Origin of the sequence: Blastopirellula sp. J2-11 (assembly GCF_024584705.1) — a bacterium.
GTDB lineage: Bacteria > Planctomycetota > Planctomycetia > Pirellulales > Pirellulaceae > Blastopirellula.
The window spans coordinates 2,533,410-2,552,435 of sequence record NZ_CP097384.1; the positions used below are offsets into that span (position 1 = coordinate 2,533,410).

At 55.6% G+C, this 19,026-nt stretch carries 14 protein-coding genes and 1 tRNA gene; 11 read left to right on the forward strand and 4 right to left on the reverse strand.

The genetic code is table 11. From position 1 onward, the window contains the following. Positions 1-44 precede the first annotated feature (44 nt). The 5 genes from M4951_RS10450 (at position 45) to M4951_RS10470 (ending at position 7,915) form a co-directional block, all read left to right on the forward strand. Positions 45-3,779, forward strand: coding sequence for a DUF1553 domain-containing protein (locus M4951_RS10450; protein ID WP_262026428.1), 3,735 nt, complete (start codon positions 45-47; stop codon positions 3,777-3,779). 60 nt (positions 3,780-3,839) lie between these two features. Then, on the forward strand, positions 3,840-5,138 hold the full coding sequence (locus M4951_RS10455; RefSeq protein ID WP_262026429.1) for a DUF1501 domain-containing protein: 1,299 nt from the start codon (positions 3,840-3,842) through the stop codon (positions 5,136-5,138). Between the two features lie 62 nt (positions 5,139-5,200). After that, entirely contained in the window at positions 5,201-6,145 is a 945-nt protein-coding gene (locus M4951_RS10460) for a dihydrodipicolinate synthase family protein (protein ID WP_262026430.1), read from the forward strand. Positions 6,146-6,409: 264 nt separating this feature from the next. After that, positions 6,410-7,378 (forward strand): DUF1559 domain-containing protein, encoded by a 969-nt coding sequence (locus M4951_RS10465; RefSeq protein ID WP_262026431.1) that lies wholly within the window; start codon positions 6,410-6,412, stop codon positions 7,376-7,378. A gap of 123 nt (positions 7,379-7,501) precedes the next feature. Then, positions 7,502-7,915 carry a hypothetical protein gene (locus tag M4951_RS10470; protein WP_262026432.1) on the forward strand — a complete coding sequence of 138 codons (414 nt, stop codon included), beginning with the start codon at positions 7,502-7,504 and terminating at the stop codon, positions 7,913-7,915. Between the two features lie 164 nt (positions 7,916-8,079). Here M4951_RS10470 and M4951_RS10475 read toward each other — a convergent pair whose 3' ends face one another. Continuing rightward, positions 8,080-8,241, reverse strand: coding sequence for a hypothetical protein (locus M4951_RS10475; protein WP_262026433.1), 162 nt, complete (start codon positions 8,239-8,241; stop codon positions 8,080-8,082). Positions 8,242-8,335: 94 nt separating this feature from the next. Here M4951_RS10475 and M4951_RS10480 point away from each other — a divergent pair, with 94 nt between their 5' ends. Then, positions 8,336-9,739, forward strand: coding sequence for an arylsulfatase (locus M4951_RS10480; protein ID WP_262026434.1), 1,404 nt, complete (start codon positions 8,336-8,338; stop codon positions 9,737-9,739). Next, positions 9,739-11,154, forward strand: coding sequence for a sulfatase (locus M4951_RS10485; RefSeq protein ID WP_262026435.1), 1,416 nt, complete (start codon positions 9,739-9,741; stop codon positions 11,152-11,154). Before M4951_RS10480 ends, M4951_RS10485 begins: the two co-directional genes overlap by 1 nt. A gap of 91 nt (positions 11,155-11,245) precedes the next feature. Here the strand turns inward: M4951_RS10485 and M4951_RS10490 are convergent, their stop codons facing one another. Then, on the reverse strand, positions 11,246-11,599 hold the full coding sequence (locus M4951_RS10490) for a Flp family type IVb pilin (protein WP_262026436.1): 354 nt from the start codon (positions 11,597-11,599) through the stop codon (positions 11,246-11,248). Positions 11,600-12,156: 557 nt separating this feature from the next. On the opposite strand from M4951_RS10490, the gene M4951_RS10495 reads away from it, so the two are divergent. After that, on the forward strand, positions 12,157-13,734 hold the full coding sequence (locus tag M4951_RS10495) for an FAD-dependent monooxygenase (RefSeq protein WP_262026437.1): 1,578 nt from the start codon (positions 12,157-12,159) through the stop codon (positions 13,732-13,734). A 59-nt stretch (positions 13,735-13,793) separates the two neighbouring features. On the opposite strand, the gene M4951_RS10500 is transcribed toward M4951_RS10495, so the two are convergent. Beyond that, a complete protein-coding gene (locus tag M4951_RS10500; protein WP_262026438.1) occupies positions 13,794-14,939 on the reverse strand; it encodes a transporter substrate-binding domain-containing protein in 1,146 nt (381 codons plus the stop codon). Between the two features lie 322 nt (positions 14,940-15,261). On the opposite strand from M4951_RS10500, the gene M4951_RS10505 reads away from it, so the two are divergent. Further along, positions 15,262-16,479 carry a RimK family alpha-L-glutamate ligase gene (locus M4951_RS10505; protein ID WP_262026439.1) on the forward strand — a complete coding sequence of 406 codons (1,218 nt, stop codon included), beginning with the start codon at positions 15,262-15,264 and terminating at the stop codon, positions 16,477-16,479. 146 nt (positions 16,480-16,625) lie between these two features. On the opposite strand, the gene M4951_RS10510 is transcribed toward M4951_RS10505, so the two are convergent. Continuing rightward, a tRNA-Ser gene (locus M4951_RS10510) sits at positions 16,626-16,707 on the reverse strand. A gap of 319 nt (positions 16,708-17,026) precedes the next feature. Between M4951_RS10510 and M4951_RS10515 the strand changes: the two genes are divergently transcribed. After that, the gene (locus M4951_RS10515; RefSeq protein ID WP_262026440.1) at positions 17,027-17,575 is read left to right on the forward strand and encodes a sigma-70 family RNA polymerase sigma factor; all 549 of its coding nucleotides are present in this window, start codon (positions 17,027-17,029) and stop codon (positions 17,573-17,575) included. Continuing rightward, positions 17,572-19,020 carry a FecR family protein gene (locus M4951_RS10520; protein ID WP_262026441.1) on the forward strand — a complete coding sequence of 483 codons (1,449 nt, stop codon included), beginning with the start codon at positions 17,572-17,574 and terminating at the stop codon, positions 19,018-19,020. The genes M4951_RS10515 and M4951_RS10520 overlap by 4 nt, the downstream gene beginning before the upstream one ends. The last annotated feature ends 6 nt before the right edge of the window (positions 19,021-19,026 follow it).

Sequence of the window (19,026 nt, forward strand, 5' to 3'; positions counted from 1 at the left end):
CTTTCCCGCCTGCCATACCAATGCCGCATCAAAAAACATCCATCATGAAGCCGATTTTTCATTCCTGGATTGCCATCGCGATCTCAGCGACTATGGGGAGCGCAACGGCCGCCGGTTTGTTTGCCGACGAACAGCCGGTCGCTTTTTGGGAATTTGGTCCCGAAGAACAAACGCCGCTGCATCCCGTGGGAGGCATCCATCGCGATGTGCCGGGACCTCGCCCGCCGCGGTATCCCGATTTTTTAATCAACAACGCGTCCGTCAATTTTGATGGGAGCGGATCCCGTTTCGTGTTTGACGATCCTGGTGACAATAGCGCGTTCGATTTTACGAATGGGGATGAGATCACGCTGGAAGCTTGGGTGAACATTCGCGATCTCGATGATGGCGACTTTACCTATATCATTGGCAAAGGAAGAACCGGAAGGCCTGGCTTTTCGCCCGACAATCAAAATTGGGCGATGCGAATCAGCGGAATCGCAGGGGAGGCGCGTCCTAGCTTTCTGTTCGCGACCGTGCCGGCCGAGCCCAATCGAGGGAACTGGCATCGGTACACGAGCCTTCAAGGGTTTCGTCCTCGAACCGGTTGGCATCACATCGCGATCGCCTATCGCTTTGGTGAGCCAAACACGATGCAGACATGGATTGACGGAAAGAAAATAGAAGGTCAATGGGACGCCGGCGGACCCACCACCAAGACGCCGGTGACTGACAACGATCAAATTTGGATTGGTTCGGCGCTCGGCGGTTCTCCGGGAAATAGTTTTCGCGGCGGGCTCGATTCTATCGCGATTCATCGTGTGATATTGGATGAGCAGACGCTGAAAACTCGCTTTCGGCGCGTGGGCGAAGAGCCTGAACCGGAAGCCGAGTCGAACCGCATGCCCGAGCTTGGCCCGCTGCCTACGGACAAAGTCACTGTGACCTTTCACGAAGGTCTATCGGCCCATGATCGCTGGCCCTATGCCGATGAACTGGCGCCGCCTGCGGCGATGCAGTGGACAGGCAGCGCCCTGCTCCTCGACCAGATCCCACTCAAGTACGACAACTGGGGCATACGCACCGGTTGGAAAGCGCCTGTCTTGGTTCGGATGGCCGCCGATGTGGCCCTTCCGCCGGGTAAACATACCGTGCTAATGCGTGCGCGTGGTTTGGCGCAAGCCTGGATCGATGGGCGCTTGGTGACTCGATCCAAGCCGTTGACCGGCGCTCCTCACGGCGAGGAACCAATCACCCCGGTTACGCCTCCTCCTGCGCCTGGGCAGCGTCCTGCTTGGCACCGCTGTCAGGAAGTGTTCGCGACGATCGAGATCACCGACACGAAGCCGGTCCGTGTCGTTTTTGACGCAATCGCGGGAGGAAAGCGATTTCGGGCGCAACCAGGCGAGTTGACCCTCGCGATTCGTTTGGAAGGAAGCGACGCTTTTTCCGTCTTGCGACCGATCGGACTCTCGGAGGAGCCGCTGCCGTTGACTGACCAAGCCGTGGAAGCGGAGTTGGATCAAATCAACGCTTCGATTTCGCAGATGAACGATCAAGGTCGTCATGCGGCTGCGGCGAACCAGATCGCCTATTGGAAGCAGCGTCATCAAATGGCTCAAGCCTGGCTGCAGTCGCATCCGGCGCCGGCGATACCGATAATTGATCCGAAGGCAGTGCATCCGATTGACGCTTTTATTCAAGCTCACTTAGACGAAGTCGATGCGCCAGCTGGCGGCGTTTCTCCCGCTCCGAAAAACGACTTCTTGACGAAGGTGTCGCCGATCTTGAAGAGCGAGTGCTTTCGCTGTCATGGCGAAAAGGAGAAAGGGGGACTCTCTCTCGCTTCGCGAGAGTTGGCGATGCTGGGCGGTGACTCCGGCGAGGCTGCGATTCAGCCGGGAGATCCCCACGCCAGCGAAATCATCAATCGACTTCGCAGCCCCGACGATGATCTGCGCATGCCGCCTACTGGCGAGCCTCTCTCGGAGGAGAAGATCAAGATATTGGAGAAATGGATCACGGAAGGCGCGAAGTGGCCTCAGGCCGCGTCGGCTCCGACTGCGATGGAAAAGTCGGCTTTGATCGACGATGCGGCGTTCGTTCGACGAGCCTATCTCGACACGGTCGGCGTTGTTCCTACAGAACAGGAGGTTCGACGTTTTCTGCAAAACCCTGCTACTGATAAACGCGAGCAACTGATCGATCAGCTGCTGGAAGATCCGCGTTGGGCTGACAATTGGATGGGCTATTGGCTCGATCTATTGGCCGAAAACCCAACTTTGATCAACGCCAGCCTGAACAGCACCGGCCCATTTCGTTGGTACTTATACGACTCGCTACGTGACAATAAGCCGATCGACCGAATGGTCTCGGAACTGTTGATGATGCGCGGCGGAGCGTACGACGGGGGAAGCGCCGGATTTGCACTGGCCGCCCAGAACGACGCACCCTTTGCGGCGAAAGGACATATCGTCGGAACTGCATTTTTAGGCATCGAATTGCAATGCGCTCGGTGCCACGACTCCCCTTATCACTCGACCAGCCAGCAAGATCTTTATTCGCTGGCGGCCATGTTCGCCCGCAAGCCGGTTAGCGTGCCAAAGTCGAGTACGGTTCCTCCCGGCTTCTTTCAAAACAAGACGCGTGAATCGTTGATTCAAGTCACCCTGAAACCGGGGGTAAATGTCAGCCCCACATGGCCCTTCGCCGAGCAAACCGGCGCCGAAGACAACGACGCTTTGAGATCACTGATGCAAAACCCGGAGGATTCTCGCGAGAAGTTGGCGACGTTAATTACAGCGCCGCAAAATACGCGGTTTTCACAGGTCATCGCCAATCGTCTCTGGCGGAGACTGATCGGAGCCGGGATCGTCGAACCGCCGCACGACTGGGAAGGAAATCCCCCTAGCCATCCGGAGCTCCTAGAGTGGTTGGGGAAAGAGTTGATCGCGTGCGACTACGATCTCAAACAGTTGACGCGCGTGATGATGACTTCGCAGCTTTATCAACAAGAAGCAGTCGGAACGAATCGGAATGCGGAACCAGAGCAGCGTCTATTTACTGCCCCCGACCGACGACGGCTGACAGCGGAACAGATCGTCGATTCTCTCTATCAAGCGACCGGCTGCGAGATGGATATTGAGGAGATGACGCTTGATCCCGCCGGCCGGGCGACGACGAATTCGCGAAATACGTATGGCGATCCGCACCGCAGTTGGATGCTGGTCAGTCTGTCCAATGAGCGAGATCGGCCTAGCTTGACGCTTCCGCGCGCTGCGGCTGTGGCCGAAATGCTAACCGCCTTTGGTTGGAACGCGGATCGTCAGGCGCCCAAAACCGATCGAGAAATCTCTCCCAACGTCTTGCAGCCAGCGGTAATGGCCAACAGCACCTTGAGCATCTCGTTGACAAGAGCCGCTCATGAAAGCTCCTTGGCGAATCTTGCCGTCGCCGCGACTTCTCCTGAATCGCTGCTGGAATCCCTCTTTTTGCGTTTTGTCAGTCGACCTCCAACACCGGCTGAGCAAAGCGTCTTCTTGAGCATGCTGCGTGACGGCTTTGCGGATCGTCTTCTGCCGACAGATCAGGTAGTGCTGCCAGAGACTCCCGAGCGACTGCCCCAAGTCACCTGGTGGAATCATGTCCGTAATGAAGCCAACACGATCCAACAAGAGCACGCGCGCAGAGTGCGGTTGGGGCCGCCTGCCGATCCGCGTCTGCAACCAGAATGGCGCTCGCGGTATGAGGATGCTGTCTGGAGCATCGCGAATCTGCGTGAGTTCGTCTGGATGCCCTAACTCAGATCGAAAATCGACACCACCCTCAAATCATCTTCCAAACTTTATGAGACGGTAGCCATGTTCCCATCCCATCCTTCTGCGATTGATCGACGACAGTTTCTGGCCGCCGGCGCCACAGCCGCAGGCCTGGCCGCAGCGCCGACTTGGACCACAGCGGCAGAATCGCCGCGCGTTCAAGGCCAAGTCGAACATGTGATTTCGATCTGGCTCGGAGGAGGAATGAGTCAGATCGATACCTTCGATCCCAAGGCGAAGGGGAATCCTGCTAAGCAAAAAGCAGGCTCCTATTACGAGGCGATTCTCACGGCGGTTGACGGCGTCTCTGTCTGCGAGCATCTGCCGAAAGTGGCCGGGATCATGGATCGCGTCACCGCTGTTCGCACCGTCAATCATTCGGTCATCGACGAACATGCCGCCGCGACCAATTGGATGCATGTGGGGCGCCCTGTGAGCGGCACGGTCGTTTATCCGTCGCTCGGTTCTATCATTTCGCACGAGCGCGGCGCACTCTCAGAATCGGCGCCTGCTTACGTGTTGATCGGCTATCCAAATAGCTCTCGCGGACCTGGTTTTCTCGGGGCTCAGCATAGCTACTTGTATTTGACCGAGACGGGACGCGGGCCTGCTGGACTGTCTCGACATCTCACCGTGACAGCCGAACGACAAAAACGGCGCGACCAACTGCTTACGCAAGTCCGTCGCGAGCAGCCGAAAACAAGCGATAAGTTTTTGCAAGACTACGATGCGGCCGCGGCGCTTAGTTTACGTCTGAGCGGCCCGGACTTCATGCGTAGCTTTCAACTGGATAGTGAGCCTGCTGCGCTGCGCGAAAGCTATGGAGGCGAATTTGGTCAGCGCTGTTTGCTATCTCGCCGGCTCGTCGAACGGGGCGTCCGTTTTATCGAGGTCTCGCATAATCTGAACTTCCTCAACGGCGCCGGTTGGGACGTGCATAATCGCGGCATTCTTGACCAGCACAAGCTGATTCATGAACTGGACGCCGCGCTCTCTACGCTCATTCTTGATCTAGAGCAGCGTAAGCTCTTGGAGAAGACGTTGATCGTCGTGACGACCGAGTTCGGTCGTCCTCCGCAATTCGATGGCGGCGGCGGACGTGGACATCAAGGTTCCACATTTACTTGCGTCCTCGCCGGGGGCGGTTTGAAGCATCAAGGCGCTTATGGCCAAACGGATGACCTGGCGCAAAACATCGCTTCCGATCCGGTCTCCGTACCCGATTTCTTCGCCACCATTCATGCCGCGATGGGAATTGACTACGCCAAGTCGCTCTATGACGGAGATCGCCCTGTCCCGATCACCGACGGAGGACAGCCTATCGCTTCCCTATTTGGATAACGCGGCGCCAGCGGTACGAGTGACGACGCAACCAATACGCACACCTGAAAGTAAGATAAGCCGTGCCTTCAAGTTCCCTCACGACGAATTGCTCCAAGTTTCAAGGCATGTTTCCGCCGATCGTCACGCCGTTGGCTCAGCCAGATCAAATCGACGAAGCAGGCTGCGAACGATTGCTCGAACATTTGATCGCCGGAGGGGTCGACGGCATCTTTTTGCTGGGCTCTTCCGGCGAAATCGCCAGCCTCAGCCATCGGCTCCGCGCCGAGTTGATTCATCAAGTCTGCCAAATTGTGAATCAACGCGTGCCGGTTCTGGTGGGGATCACCGACAACTCGGTGGTCGAGACTAACAAACTGGCCCAAGCGGCTGCCGAAGCAGGCGCAGACGGAGTCGTGCTGACGACGCCCTTCTATTTCTCGGTTAGCCAAGCGGAACTGGTAACCTACGTTAAAGCGATTCTCCAGGAGACCGAACTCCCGTTGTTGCTATACAACATGCCGGCGATGACCAAAGTATGGTTCGAGGTCGAAACGGTCGCAGAACTGGCGCAAATCGAGCAGATCGTGGGGATCAAAGATAGTAGCCAGGACATCCAATATTATCGCAAGCTGACGAGTCTGAAATCGATCCGACCAGATTGGGCGTTCTTCATCGGTCACGAAGCTCTCTTGGCGGAATCGCTTTTCGCTGGAGGTACAGGGGGAGTTAACTTGGGCACAAATTTGTTTCCCCACTTGTTCGCCAACTTGATGCAAGCTCATCGAGATCAAGACGTATTGTCGGTAAAGAAATACCAAGCCAAGATCGACCAAATCGAAACGCTTTACAACGTCGCAGATCGCTCCTTGCCGCTGTTGCCGTTAATCGCCATCACGAAAACCGCGCTTTCAATCATGGGCATTTGCGATGATCGTTTAGCGTCGCCGCATCACCGTTGCACAGCCGAGCAGCGACAGCAAGCGGCCATCGTCTTAGAACGATTGAATACGGAACTTTGCGGGTAGAGACGGCCCGTTTTCGCAAATGGCGCTTCTCGGCCTCGCTGATCTTACAGGATCGTTGCGTATTTCTCGGTCGATTTTGCATGCATGTTTTTCAGCCTCGTAAAGGAGAAAACAGGAGGCCTCTACGCGGCTCTCGTCATGTTTTTTATTTAATTTTGGGCTATTTTTAATAATTTGGCGCGAATTTACGTTTGGCGTGGGAATAACTTCTACAGGCTCTTCTTTGCGCGATTTATCGATACTTTTCATCCTAAGGATCTTTGCATGCCAGCCCCCCAAAATTGTAGGAAGGCCGGATTCACTCTGGTCGAATTGCTAGTCGTTATCGCCATTATCGGCGTCTTGATCGCATTGCTATTGCCAGCGGTGCAACAAGCGCGCGAGGCCGCTAGGCGGATGCAATGCACCAACAACTTAAAGCAGTTGGGGCTTGCGATGCACAATTATCATGACACGTTCGGCAAATTTGCGCCCGGCGTCGTGGGGCGAGCCAACTACGATCCTCCTGCCAGCAGTCCGCAATTTGAAAAGTGCCCACCCACGTGGATGCAGATGATTTTGCCTTTTATCGAGCAAGGCAATCTGTACGACGGAATGAAGCAGCACTTCGCCACCGGGAACATGGCCGCTACGGCTCCAGGGAGATTTACGGTGATCGAAGCGCTCACTTGTCCCAGCGACCCGAATGGTCCCAAAGTCATTGACACCGGCGCGTCGTCGCAATGGTATGAACGATGGGGCTTTAACGGAAACTACGTCGCTTGCAGCGGTTCCGATTATTTCACCCCGTCCGGCGATCCGTACATGCTGAATCGCAACGGAATTTTCTATGCGAAATCGGCGACAAAATTTGGCGATATCGTCGACGGCGCTTCCAACACGGCTCTGATGAGCGAGATCTTGCTCGTCCCCTACGGAGGCGCGTCAGGAGAAGTCATCGATCTTCGCGGAGGCTACTACTTCGGCCGCCGAATCACCGCGTGCTTTAGCACGCAAGAACCGCCGAATACCTTGGTAGGCGACCGTTTGAGTACGTGCCAAAGCGTTTCTTATGCGCCTTGTAACGGCCAAGGAGTCGATGATTCGATCATGCACGTTCGCAGTCGACACACCGGCGGGGCAAACGTGACTTTGGGAGATGCTTCGGTTCGTTTTGTATCGGAAACGGTCAATCGTTCGGTCTTCCAGGCTTACGGCACGCGTGCGAACAGCGAAACGACTGAGCAGTTGTAGAGCCCCTCGATTACTGGGTTGCTCATCAACGAAGCCAAGCTGCGGCGTTCGAAACGATCGCTATGGCTTCGGTGCTGTTGGCCCGTTCCTCTTCCGGCACACGCCGCAATAAAAGTAAGACTTATGAATCGCTTCTTGCGTCACTCCGTTTTGTTTCTCTTCGCGGCGTCGGCCTTGATCGTTGGGATCGGCTGCAGCGATCGTCTTCCTCCGTTGCCGCCGACGGTTCCAATTTCCGCGAAAGTTACCCTCGATGGCAAGCCTCTGCAAAAAGCTCGGATTGCTTTCAGTCCCGCTTTGCCGGGCCCGGCGTCGAATGGCCAAGTCGTGAACGGGGAAGTTCTCGATCTGTGGACGAATGGCCAGAAGCAAGGCGTAGCAATCGGGGAATACACGGTGACGATCTACGACCAGCCGATGGAAGCGAATGCCGTCGATCTGGTGCCGGACAAATATGGCCTCCTCAGCGAAGGAATTTCGGTGACGGTCACCGAAGCAGGGCCGAATGAATTTCTGTTTGAGTTGAAACGAAAGTAGACGTCAACAAACCGAGTTGCCCGTTCGGTCGCCGCATGCTTCGGCCCCTTAAGTACGGAGGAGAGGTTGCTTTTTCGATTCCTGGCTATTTTTCAATTTCCCCTTTTTATTGCCCTGGTAGCGGTCAGGAATTGACTGTTGCATAGCGAGAGAAGAGACTAAAGCTAGAAACCGAGATCGGTTTCTTGCCGCCAAGGGATGGCCATACGGTTTGCCGACCGCGGTCCCTTGGTTTTTTTATGCGCAGAGAACGCTACAAAGGTGGCGAAGCGCGAAGTCAAAACGAGTGCAATCCACTCGTCATCAAGAAAGGGGGGATTCAACATGCTTCAATTCCTTGCCAATTTGCCGCGCACTTCTGGAAAGTCTGGTTGCCGTCGAGTATTCCCACATCATTTGCCGCACAGAATATCTGCGCTGATGTTTGCGGCGCTCTTCGCCCAGTTGCTCTATGCAACGCAACTGAAAGCCGAGTCGAGCGATCTCCCCAACATCATCTTTGTAATGGCCGACGATCTCGGCTACGGCGATCTTGGTAGTTTTGGCCAACAAAAGATCGCGACCCCCAATCTCGATCAGATGGCGCGCGAGGGGATGCGGTTGACCAATTTTTACGCCGGTTGCACGGTCTGCGCTCCTTCGCGCTGCGTGTTAATGACCGGCCTTCACACCGGACATTGTTTCATTCGCGGCAACGCCAGAGACAATCTTCGACCCAGCGACGTGACTGTCGCCGAAGTTTTGAAAGAGGCCGGCTATCAAACGGCGCTGATCGGCAAATGGGGATTAGGGCATGAAGGCTCCAACGGCGTGCCGACTCGGCAAGGTTTCGACTACTTCTTTGGCTATCTTGATCAGGGGCACGCGCACAACTATTACACGACCTTCCTAATGCGGAACGAAGAACGCGTCGCGTTGAAAAACGTGCCGCTCCATGAAGATGCGAGCGGGAAAGGAGTCGCGAAAGAGAAAGTCGAGTATTCGCACGATCTCTGCATGAACGAGGCGATCTCGTTTGTCGATCGTGCCGAGAAGAAAGATGCGCCTTTCTTCCTCTATCTTTCGCTGACCATTCCGCACGCCAACAACCAGGCTGGCGATGCAGGAATGGAAGTTCCCGACTACGGTCAATACGCCGACAAGGATTGGCCCGAGCCGCAAAAGGGACATGCCGCAATGATTTCGCGGATGGATCGTGATCTCGGCAAATTGTTCGCCAAGCTGAAGCAAGACGGAATTGATGACAATACGCTTGTGATTTTCACGTCGGATAACGGCCCGCACAAAGAAGGAGGCAACGATCCTGACTTCGCCAATTCCAACGGACCGTTGCAAGGGATCAAGCGAAGCCTGCACGAAGGAGGGATCCGCGTTCCGACGATCATTCGTTGGCCGGGACATGTGAAAGCCGACAGCGAGTCTGATTTCGCCGGCGCCTTTTGGGATGTGATGCCGACATTGGCCGCCGTCGCCGGCGTCAGCAATGAGGTTCCTGCTGACATCGACGGCATCTCTTTTTTGCCGACGATTACCGGCAAGGGAGAGCAGCCGCAGCACGACTATCTCTATTGGGCTTTCTACGAAGGAGGCGGAGCCCAAGCGGTTCGCCAGGGAGATTGGAAAGCGATTCAACAGCCGATCAATTCGCCGGTTCGCCTGTACAACTTGCAGAGCGATCTGGGCGAAGAGCATGATCTAGCGGCTGACCAGCCCGAAAAGGTCAAAGCGATGACCCAGCGAATGGCCGCGGCGTATACGCCCAGCGACAGATGGAAGTTCCCGAAGCCGAAAGCGAAAAAGAACAACCCGAAAGGAGCGAAGTAATGCGAACGCTCTTATTAGGCCTGAGCCTATTGTTGGCGCTGCCGACCTGGGCGGCGGCGGAAACGGATCGCCCTAACTTTTTGGTGATCTTGTGCGATGATCTCGGCTATGGCGATTTGGCTTGTTACGGCAATCCAACGATCAAGACGCCCAGCTTGGACGCGTTGGCCAAGCAAGGGATGCGGCTGACTTCTTGCTACGCGTCGGCGCCGGTCTGTTCTTCGTCCCGTGCCGGATTGATGACGGGGCGCACGCCGAGTCGCGTTGGCGTTTACGACTGGATTCCGGCTGGCAATGTCATGCATCTGCGGCGCAGCGAAACGACCGTCGCATCGCTGTTGCATGATGCAGGCTACGATACGTGCCATGTCGGCAAATGGCATTTAAACGGCAAGTTCAATAGTGACGAGCAGCCGCAGCCAGGCGATCAAGGTTTCGCCCATTGGTTCAGCACGCAAAACAACGCGGCTCCGACGCACGCCAATCCGACCAACTTTGTCCGCAACGGCGAACCGGTCGGCAAGCAGGAAGGCTACTCGTGCCAGGTCGTCGCCGACGAAGCGATCGACTGGTTGAAGTCGGGTCGCGACGCTGACAAGCCGTTTTTTGCGTTCGTCTGTTTTCATGAACCGCATGAGCCGATCGCTTCTCCGGAAGAACTGGTCGCTCACTACGGCGGCGCGAAGAAGAAGGGGGAAGCCCTTTACTACGCCAACGTGGAGAACATGGACAGCGCTGTTGGCCGCCTGATGGGGGCGCTCGACCAGATGAAGCTGGCCGAAAGCACGTTCGTTTACTTTACCAGCGACAACGGACCGGAGACGCTCGATCGTTATCGCAGCGCCTGGCGTTCGCATGGTTCGCCTGGCCCGCTGCGGGGGATGAAACTGCATATCTACGAAGGGGGCATTCGCGTCCCCGGCATTGTTCGTTACCCCGGACATATCAAGCCGGGCAGCGAAAGTGACGAGCCGATCTGCGGGCTCGACATCTTGCCGACGTTGTGCGAATTGGCCAGCGTCGCCGCACCGACTAATCGGGCGCTGGACGGAGCCAGTTTCGCCAAGTCGTTGCAGGGAGAAAAAGTGGATCGCCCTGCCCCGCTCTTCTGGCATTATTACAATGCGATTAGTCCCGCCAAGGTTGCGATCCGCGACGGCGATTGGAAATTGGTCGCACATCTCGCCATCGGCGAAAAGAAAGTAGGCGGCAATTTTCGCCCTGAAATGTCGCAGGCAATCAAGCAGGCGAAGCTGACAACGCTGGAGCTTTACAATTTGGCCGATGATCTGGCCGAGTCCAACGATCTGGCGGCGGATAAACCGGAAGTGGTTGCGCGGTTGGCGAAGCAACTGCAGGCCAAGTATGACGTCGTGTTGGCCGAAGCGCCCGATTGGGAAGTGATCAAGAAGTAGCAGCGCCACTTCCTAGCGACTGAAAACAACAGCGACGAGTCTGCAACTTGCAGGCTCGCCGCTGTTTTCATTTTCCGCCGATGGTTGCCCATCAGTATCCGTTGGGAGTCGGAGCAACGCCGGACTCACTCCTGTAGGTGTTTGAGACGATGATGCAGTTATCCATCATTCCAGGCGGATCGCCCGGCGTGTCATTCGAGTCGGTATTGTCAGCGAAATCGCTACCTGAGACGGCGGATGATGGCCCAGCGATTCCAGAGATCGTATACGATTGATTCATCTCGTTAATGGAGCCCCCTACATCAGACAGCTCTGCGGTGACTGCGTCACGGATGACGACCAAGCCGACTAAGATTCCGATCACCAGGATCGTGGCGATCAACATCAATTCAATGGTGATGATAAAGCCTTCTTCATCACGCCAAAGTCGTGTAAAAATTTCCATACTTTCGATATCTCCCAAATGCAAAACGCAAGTTGCCCCTGCGGTTTTTCTAAACTGGCGGAAAGTTTCTCGTTATCGGAGTTGAATCGCGAATCGCATGCCACAGTCGAAGAAGAGACGGCGTCACGTTCGCTGATACCAGGGTTTTGCACCTAGATACGTCGCGTAATCGGGGGGCAAAAAATTATGGTTTTCAATTCCAGTCGATAATGGATCCACATAGTTCGATGCTCTGACCAATAGCGTTTGGTCGCAGGGCGCCCATGGTGACTGATTGGAAACCGATGGGCGGATGAATCGCGAACTTAACCTTGGCAGTTCTCGTCGTTCAACGCTCGAACTGCTTCATGCCCGCTGCGGCCATCCGCTGGCAACTGCGACAAAACTCCGCGCGGCGCGCCGTCTGTCCCCTTCAAAAAATTTGGCGCTATCGGATTCACGTTTTTGGATTTGTCGGAAGTCGGTACAATCCAGTGCAAATCGACTTGGCGTCGCCTAGCAGCCGCTGCAATCCCGTTTTCTTCACGATGTCCATTTCCCTCACGATGGATCGTTCGATGCAATCACCCATCCTCATCGTCGGAGCGGGGCCCGTAGGGCTTGCCGCGGCTCTTTCGCTTTCGCGGTTTAACATTCCTCTGCGCATTATCGACCGCAACGATGCGCCAACGACGCTCTCGAAGGCGCTGGTCTTGTGGCGTCGCTCGATGATTAACTTTGACCCGGTCATCCCGTATGAGGATTGGCTTGAATTCGGTTTGGTCCCCAAGGGGTTGCGATTTTTCGATCAAGGCGCCTATCAGGCGACGATGACGCTGGAAAACGGAGAGCATGTACTGCCGCCGGGACTGCTCATTCCCCAGTCAAAGATCGAGAGCCATTTGATTCAGGCTCTCCAAAAACAAGGCGTCACCGTAGAGCGTCAAACTTGTTTGGAATCGTTCGTTCAGGAGGAGGATCGGGTCGTTTGTCGCCTCAAGACGCCAAGCGGAGCAGAAGAATTGGAAACATCCTATCTCTTCGGTTGCGACGGCGCTCATTCGACGGTTCGACATACCCTGGGACTCGATTTCTCGGGCGAATCGATCGCCTATCGCTGGTTGCTGGGCGATATCGAAGTGGAAGTGGAAGATGGCGTGAATCCTCACTCGCCGAAATCTGAGTACGAACGGACGCTCGACTATGGCTGGCTCTATTCCACCAACTCGGATCAGGGCAGTCTGCAGCTTTTCCCGATCTCCGGTACGCGCTATCGTATCTTTGTCGAAGCCGGAGTAGCCGATCCCGCGACTCCTCGCAAAGATCCGACGGTGCAGGATCTGCAAGACGCGTTGATCGAACGAACGCGGCTGCAGTGGAAAATCACCGACTCGCATTGGCTGGCCGATTTTCGGATTAACGAACGTCAGGTCTCTCAATACATCCATGGCCGAGCGTTCCTCGCAGGCGATTCGGCGCATGTTCATAGTCCGGCCGGCGGCCAGGGGATGAACACCGGGATTCAAGATGCCGTCAATCTTGCCTGGAAAGTCGCGATGGTCTGTAAGGGCGAAGCCTCCCCGGCGTTGCTCGAAACCTACCAGGAAGAACGGCATCCCGTCGCCGAGCGCGTCTTGAAAGTGAGCGGTCGTGCGATGCGAATGACGATGTCGACCAACCGTCTGACGCGTGGAGTTCAGGATGTCATTCAGTCGATCGTCACGCACATTCCGGCGGTCCGCAAAATGGTGACATCGATCTTGGCCGAAGATGACGTCGCTTACTTACACAGCTCGCTTGCCGGTGAGAGTGAAGGAAAGGTCAAGCCCGGCACGACGCTGCCCGACGTGCCGATTGAGATCGACGGTCAGGTCTGTAGTTCGATCGCATTGCTGCGTTCACGAAAGCCGGACGCGGTTTATACTCTCATCCTGATGTGCGAGACCAAGCCCGCAGCTTGGCCCCCCCATCCGCTTGTGCAGGTGGTCCGTTTCGGGCAAGATTTTCAAGATCCGCAGCGGAATTTCAACAAAGCGCTCGGTCTGCACAGCAACTCCGGCCTCCTGATCCGCCCTGACGCAACCATCGCCGCATCCGGGGCGCCTGCCGTGATTCAGGATTGGCTGAATCAATGGATGGAATCCACCGCACTATAGGACAGCCCATGGCCTGACGAAGAACAATAGCGTGAGGTCGATACGAAGATACTTCGTTCTTACTGGCTCTCACCAAAGTAGCTTGCCAAGACTTCGTCCCAGCTTGGACTGGAGGTTCGTCGCAACAGCACTTGGTTGACGGTTTCTCGCAAAGGACTGCCGCTCGGCAAAGCGAAGGCGTAATTTTGTCGCTCAAAGGTGAGCGGCAGCACGAAGGCTTCGCCGGCATAGTTTTGAAAGACTTGGTACTTCAAAATCGGTTCGTCGTATACCACCGCGTCGCACTGATCGGCGACCAGGCTGGCGAGCGCCGATTCTACATCGGGATGCTTTACATACATGATATGTCGCGCACGGAGATAGTCGGCCGAAGTGGAGCCTTCCACCGTCGCTACTTTGACGCGCGGCAACTCGGACGGTCCGCTGATTCGCGCTTGTAACTCTGTCAGCGTGAGTGCGGAAGTCACCGCGGCGGTGAATCCGGCGATAATGAACAGCCCCGCAAACATCCAGACCAATCCAATCAGGCGACCGCCAAGGGAGGTCGGAACTTTGTCGCCGTATCCGACGGTTGTAATCGTGACCGCCGCCCACCACATTCCCGAAGCGATGCCGTTCAGCCAGCCGTGGCCAAAATGCTCGCGATTATACCGGCGTTCAAACAGATAAATTCCGACGGCGCTGATGAACATCGCCAAGATCAGACCGGCGACAATTCGCAAAAACGCCAAAGACAAAAAGGCGTCGACGATTCCTGACCATCCAGAACGACGATGCTTGGCGCCGATCGCGATCCCCAGCCCAGAGGCGTAAAACGAATGCGTGAAATCCATTCGCTTCTCGCGTTCGTAGTTCATCGTCAGCGCAGCAGCTGCCAGATCTACCTGAGAGTTTTCGACCGCGTTGAGCAACTCTTCTAGCGGCAAAACTTGGAATTCCAAATCGACGGGATGGCCAGATCTCGCTTCCAGCTCGGCTTTGACATCACGCAACAGGTCGATGCTGATCCCTTCCCAGTGATTGTCTTCGTTTCGCATGCTGAAGGGAGGAACTTCGCGCGTGCCGATGACGAGCGTGTCAGGCACTTCCAGCTTCAGCAATTGATCCGCCGGGCGCGGGGGGATCGCATCGTCTTGGGCCAGTCCAGCCGACGTCATTGCGATCAGGGATGCGAGCGATAGCAGCCGAAAATAAAAGCGGGTCATGCTATTCTCCCAAGTGTCGATAGATAAGCAGCAGCACCGCAAAAACTCTTCTTCAGGGATTCTCGCACGAAATTGCCATAGAACACTATGCCATTCCGAATCTTCTTGTAGAGGATCCGTTCTTCAAGTCAGAACGCTTACTCTGGCTACCTTGAGAAAATGTGGAGCGTTCCGGGATGACGGCGCTTCTCACACGGGACATTACCGGCGAATGTGCTTGAGAAGTGAACGAAATTGCAAAACAGGAGGTCACAGCTGATACAATTTAAACGCCGAACTTTCTGTTTGAATTTGACGACCTACGCCATACACGGATGACACGATGAAACTCGGAATTTTGTCCACCGCCCCGCGCTGCTACAGTACCCGCCGCTTGGTTGCCGCAGCCAAAGACCGTGGATTTAAGGTCTCGATAGTTAATACATTAAAGTGTTCCATCGATTTGCAATCTGGCAAGCCGGATCTTTATTACAAAGGCAAGCCGCTCGCCGACTACGACGCAATCATCCCACGAATTGGTGCGAGTGTGACCTACTTTGGCACCGCCGTCGTGCGCCAATTGGAGCAGATGAACGTTTTTGTCGCCAATACTTCGGGGGGAATATCCAATAGTCGAGACAAACTGCGCAGCATGCAGATTCTTAGTCGCCACCATATTGGAATGCCAAAGACCACTTTTGTCCGCGATCGCGCCGACCTCATCCCATCGATCGAACGTCTTGGCGGAGCGCCGGTCATTATTAAGCTGCTCGAAGGGACTCAAGGAGTCGGGGTGATCTTGGCCGACACGATCAAGGTCGCCGAAGCGATTATCGAGACGCTGCAAACAGCGAAGCAAAACGTGTTGTTGCAAAGTTTCGTGGCCGAAAGCAAAGGGCGTGACGTGCGCGCGTTTGTCGTGGGTGATCGTGTCATCGGCGCGATGCGACGGGTCGCTCAGGGGGACGAGTTTCGCAGTAATGTCCATCGAGGAGGTTTGGTGGAAGCGGTGGAACTGGATGAAAAGTTCAGTGAAACCGCCGTGCGGGCCGCACAAATCATGGGGTTACAAGTCGCCGGCGTCGACATGTTGGAGGGGAAAGATGGACCTCAAGTGATGGAGGTAAATAGTTCGCCGGGACTAGAGGGGATTGAACGTGCGACGGGCCAAGACATTGCAGGTGCGATCATTGACTACTGTGCCGCTCATGTCGATTTCCCCGAAATGGATATTCGCCAGCGACTGACGGTGAGTCGCGGATACGGCGTGTGCGAACTGGTGATCCCCGAAGGCTCGCATTTCATCGGCAAGACGATTGCCGACGCCGCTTTCAGCGATCAGGACATCAACATCCTCACGCTCTATCGCGGCAAATCGGTCATTCCCAATCCGAAAGCGAGCCGAGAGCTAGAGCCGGGCGATCGCTTGTTGTGTTTCGGAAAGCGAGAGTCGATGAAGTCGTTGGTTCCGGTAAAGACGCGAAAGCAACGAGAGCCGAAGGTCAAAAAGCTCGATCCATCAAAAATCGAAGATGCGTTGACCCCACCCTCCTACTCGTAATGCAACCGCGCCGAGGCCAATTGTTGTCGGCGTCACAAAGTAAAGATGCGCCAGGCCGAGGGCATGCAAAGAAGAATTTAGGGCACGTTGGGATCAGCGCAAAAGAAAAGCCGTCAACGACTTGCGTTGACGGCCTTACGCGGTAGCGGAGGGCACGAGATTCGAACTCGCAACTCCTTACGGAGCACTTCATTTCCAATGAAGCCGCTAACCATTCGCTTACCCTCCTTAGGCTCGTGCGTGGGGCTTGCCCACTGCACGATCTTGCCAAAGGGCAATTCTCGTCGCCCATTCTAGCTGGCGACCTGCGATCCGACAACGGAGCCATTTTGATGGTGTGGGGGCGCCGTTTTTCTAGACACGCTCGTTTTTTGCGGGTTCAGGTTCCCTTCAACAGGCAATTGGAGACGGATTTCCGCGAAACAGCGGTTTTTTTCAAAAGATTTAGAAAATTTCGGCCAAAATGCCGGCTCATCGGGCGAGTGCTTCTAAAAGATGTTGGGCGTCTTGCCCACAGGCCTCGGAGATTTCACCTGAACTGATCCCCATGCACCCATCGATTGACGGCAACGACGCCGGCAAGCACACCAGTTTTGCCGAACAGTACATCGTTCACCAGGAACGGTTGCGGGGGTACGTCAGCTCCCTGGTTACCAACTGGAGCGATGCTGAAGAGGTGTTTCAGCGGACCAGTCTTTGCTTGTGGCGAAAATGGGATTCGTTTGACGCGTCGCGCGGGTTTCTGCCGTGGGCGTTTGGCGTCGCACGCATCGAGGCGAAAAGTTTTTTGTCGGAAAAGGGACGTCGCCAGCAAATGCTCAGTGACGCCGCGATGGAAGCGCTGGAAGGCGCGATCATTCAGAACAGCGATGTGATCGACGATCGACTCTCGGCGCTGGAGCATTGCGTCAACAAGCTGCAGGTCGCCAATCGGGCGCTGCTGCGGGCTTTGTACCAAAAGAACGCATCGATTGAACAAGCGGCAAGCAGCTTTGGGCTAACGCCGAACGCGGTTTACAAACGGGTCCGAAAAATCCGCGAACTGCTTCATCGCTGCATTGATCGACAGCTGTCGCCTGCGGGAGATCAAGCGTGAGCAGTCCGAAGTCTCCCTATGGCGAGATGGTCAACGATATTGAGATTTGCGACCTGATCGACGCTTGCATCAGCAATCAAGCGACCCCAGCCCAATGGCTGCATCTGAGTCGGTTGATCGTCGAGCGCGAGGATGTGCGCGCCTGTTTTGCGGTTCAATCGATGGCCAACGCGCGACTCGCGAATCTGCTGCAGTTGGGAGAAGAAAATGATCTGGGTGTCTTCGCACAAATCGAGCAAGAGCCGGTGACGCGGATCGAACCATCACCACCCCAGAAGAAGCGGCGAATCGGGGTGAGCTCTGAGGCGCTGATAACCTTGTGTTGCGGCGTTGCGGTCGTGCTGATTGTTTGCGTATTGGCGATTGGCAGTTGGCTTGTCTTTCCATCGATCGACAATCGGCCGATTGCAGCAAGTGGGCCGGTGCCGCCGGCCGCCGTGATTCGACAAGTCGAAGCAGGCGGCGGAGAAATCGCGAGCTTTACAGAGCAAGAGCTTTTCGCCGCCAAGATAATGGAACTGCCGCGCGGCAAATATGAAGCGACCACGTCGGTGGGCGCGACGATCAAGCTGGCCGGACCGATACGATTTCGGGTGGAGGATCATCTGACCTGGCGACTGTTCGCCGGCAAGATGGTTGTCCACGTACCGCCGTCGGCCAAGGGTTTTACGGTGATGACCGAGAATGCCGCGATTGTCGACCTGGGAACCGAATTTGGCGTGATTGTCGACGAACTAGGCGTCACCAGCGTTGCAGTGTTCGAAGGACGGATCGATCTCACATCGGGAGAAATGAAGCGATCGCTGGTTATCGGCGATGGATTTACCGTTCGCGAAAAAGGTCGGATCGATCATCTGCCGATCATCGATCCGATGCGGTTTGAAGAGCCGATCGAAGAATTGAATCCGCCGATCATTACCGATGTGCAAAACAACAGTCCGATTTCGTTCGGCACTTGCCAGATCATTCGCGGCGGCTTTCAAGAAGATTCACTCGCCTATGTTGATCGTGCGCATCAATGGAACGGCGTCGACGAGAGCGGTCTGCCGGCGGAATTACTTGGTTTAGATTATGTGCGGATGGTGAACGATTGGAAATTCGACGAGCAGATTCTGGGCCGCGACGATCTGGAGATGACGGTAACCTTCGCCCGGCCGGTTGTCGTTTATCTGTTGGCCGACGAACGCGTTGAGCCGCCGATTTGGTTGCGACGCAACTTTGCTAAAACCGGCATGCAAGTGGGATTGGACGAAGGAGATCATCACTGCGTGCGGACCGGGTTGAGCTACAAAAAAGAGCAAGCGACAGGGCCAGGCAATTCCATTGACGAGGTCATGCGAGTTTGGAAAACCGAACTCCCAAGCGGGGGCGAACTGAAGATCGGGCCCTACGGCAGCAAGAGCAGCGGCTGGGTCGTGCCGTGTCTATTGGCGCGTCCCCTGTAAAAGTTC